Origin of the sequence: Kushneria phyllosphaerae, assembly GCF_900312995.1 — a bacterium.
Taxonomy (GTDB): Bacteria; Pseudomonadota; Gammaproteobacteria; order Pseudomonadales; family Halomonadaceae; genus Kushneria; species Kushneria phyllosphaerae.
Window position 1 is genome coordinate 1 of the sequence record NZ_ONZI01000009.1, and the last position, 3,262, is coordinate 3,262.

Annotated in this window: 1 protein-coding gene; it reads left to right on the plus strand. The window is 64.2% G+C overall.

The window, feature by feature from the left end; translation table 11 throughout:
• The coding region (locus KSP9073_RS17200; RefSeq protein WP_114403757.1) for a beta strand repeat-containing protein at positions 1-3,262 on the plus strand (3,262 nt) is incomplete at both ends.

Consider the following 3,262-nt stretch of genomic DNA (forward strand, 5'->3'; position numbering starts at 1 on the left):
CCGGCGCTGGCCATTCAGCTCGACACCGTTGCCGGTGACAACATCGTCAACGCCGACGAGGCAGGGCGCGATATACCTGTCACAGGTACTGTTTCCGGTGAATATGCTGCCGGCGACACCGTGATCCTGACGGTGGGCCAGCAGACCTGGACCGGCGCGGTGAACGCGGACGGTACCTTCTCGATCAACGTGCCGGGCAGTCAACTGGCACAGAACACGTCCGTCAGCGCCGCCGTCAGCCATACCGACGCGGCGGGTAACGTGGGCTCTGCCAATACGGCGGCCAGTTATTCGACCAGCACGGAACTGCCGACCGTTTCGGTCTCGCTGGACACCATCGCCGACGATGACGTGATCAATGCCGCCGAAGCGGCAGCGGACGTCACCGTTACCGGCCGTGCCGGCGGTGACGCCGTACCCGGTGATACCGTCACCGTCCTGGTCGGCGGTCAGAACTACTCAACGGCCGTGGGCCAGAACGGTGCGTTCAGCGTGGCGGTACCGGGTTCGGTACTGGCAGCTGCAGGCACCAACACTATCAGTGCGTCTGTCTCGCATACGGATGCGGCAGGCAATACTGGCAGCGCCGAGACCACTCGTCCTTATAGCGTCGACACCACGCCCCCGGCGCTGGCCATTCAGCTCGACACCGTTGCCGGTGACAACATCGTCAACGCCGATGAGTCCGGTCGCGATATTCCGGTGACCGGCTCGGTCAGCGGTGAATACGCTGCCGGCGACACCGTGACCCTGACGGTCGGTCAGCAGAACTACACCGGTGCGGTGAACGACGACGGTACCTTCTCGATCAACGTGCCGGGTTCGCAGCTCGCACAAAACGATGCGATCCGTGCTGACGTTAGTCACACCGACGCGGCGGGTAACGTGGGCTCTGCCAATACGGCGGCCAATTATTCGACCAGCACGGAACTGCCGACCGTTTCGGTCTCGCTGGACACCCTCGCCGGCGATGACGTGATCAACGCCGCCGAAGCGGCAGCGGAGGTCACCGTTACCGGCCGTGCCGGTGGTGATGCCGCGCCCGGCGATGCGGTGACGATCAGCGTGGGCAACCAGAGCTATACAGCGACGGTCGCACAAAACGGCACGTTCAGCGTGGCGGTACCGGGTTCGGTACTGGCAGCTGCAGGCATCAATACTATCAGTGCGTCTGTCTCGCATACGGATGCGGCAGGCAATACTGGCAGCGCCGAGACCACGCGCCCTTATAGCGTCGACACCACGCCGCCGGCGCTGGCCATTCAGCTCGACACCGTTGCCGGTGACAACATCGTCAACGCCGAAGAGTCCGGTCGCGATATTCCGGTGACCGGCTCGGTCAGCGGTGAATACGCTGCCGGCGACACCGTGACCCTGACGGTGGGTCAGCAGAACTACACCGGTGCGGTGAACGGTGACGGCACTTTCTCGATCAACGTGCCGGGTTCGCAGCTCGCACAAAACGATGCGATCCGTGCTGACGTCAGCCATACCGACGCGGCGGGCAATACCGGTTCTGCCAATACCGCGTCGAGCTACGCCGTGGATACCGCTGCACCGGTGGTGACCATCAGCCTCGACACCCTCGCCGGCGATGACGTGATCAATGCCGCCGAAGCGGCAGCGGACGTTACCGTTACCGGCCGTGCCGGCGGTGACGCCGTACCCGGTGATACCGTCACCGTCCTGGTCGGCGGTCAGAACTACTCAACGGCCGTGGGCCAGAACGGTGCGTTCAGCGTGGCGGTACCGGGTTCGGTACTGGCAGCTGCAGGCACCAACACTATCAGTGCGTCTGTCTCGCATACGGATGCGGCAGGCAATACTGGCAGCGCCGAGACCACGCGCCCTTATAGCGTCGACACCACGCCGCCGGCGCTCTCGATCACGCTCGACACCATTGCCGGCGACAACATCGTCAACGCCGACGAGTCCGGTCGCGATATTCCGGTGACCGGCTCGGTCAGCGGTGAATACGCTGCCGGTGACACCGTGACCCTGACGGTCGGTCAGCAGAACTACACCGGTGCGGTGAACGCCGACGGCACCTTCTCGATCAACGTCCCTGGCAGCCAGCTGGCACAGAACACGTCCGTCAACGCCGCCGTCAGTCATATCGACGCGGCGGGCAATATCGGCTCGGCCAATACGTCGGCCAGTTATTCGTCCAGTACGGAGCTGCCGACCGTTTCGGTCTCATTGGATACGATTGCCGGCGATGACGTGATCAATGCCGCCGAAGCAGCCGGTGATGTCACCGTTACCGGTCAGGCCGGTGGGGATGCCGCGCCCGGCGATGCGGTGACGATCAGCGTGGGCAACCAGAGCTATACAGCGACGGTCGCACAAAACGGCACGTTCAGCGTCGCGGTGCCGGGCTCGGTACTGGCGTCGGCCGGTGCCAACAGCGTTTCTGCCTCGGTAAGTCATACCGATGCCGCGGGTAACGTCGGCAGTGCCGAGACCACTCGTCCTTATAGCGTCGACACCACGCCCCCGGCGCTGGCCATTCAGCTCGACACCGTTGCCGGTGACAACATCGTCAACGCCGACGAGGCAGGGCGCGATATACCTGTCACAGGTACTGTTTCCGGTGAATATGCTGCCGGCGACACCGTGATCCTGACGGTGGGCCAGCAGACCTGGACCGGCGCGGTGAACGCGGACGGTACCTTCTCGATCAACGTGCCGGGCAGTCAACTGGCACAGAACACGTCCGTCAGCGCCGCCGTCAGCCATACCGACGCGGCGGGTAACGTGGGCTCTGCCAATACGGCGGCCAGTTATTCGACCAGCACGGAACTGCCGACCGTTTCGGTCTCGCTGGACACCATCGCCGGCGATGACGTGATCAATGCCGCCGAAGCGGCAGCGGACGTCACCGTTACCGGCCGTGCCGGCGGTGACGCCGTACCCGGTGATACCGTCACCGTCCTGGTCGGCGGTCAGAACTACTCAACGGCCGTGGGCCAGAACGGTGCGTTCAGCGTGGCGGTACCGGGTTCGGTACTGGCAGCTGCAGGCACCAACACTATCAGTGCGTCTGTCTCGCATACGGATGCGGCAGGCAATACTGGCAGCGCCGAGACCACTCGTCCTTATAGCGTCGACACCACGCCCCCGGCGCTGGCCATTCAGCTCGACACCGTTGCCGGTGACAACATCGTCAACGCCGATGAGTCCGGTCGCGATATTCCGGTGACCGGCTCGGTCAGCGGTGAATACGCTGCCGGCGACACCGTGACCCTGACGGTCGGTCAGC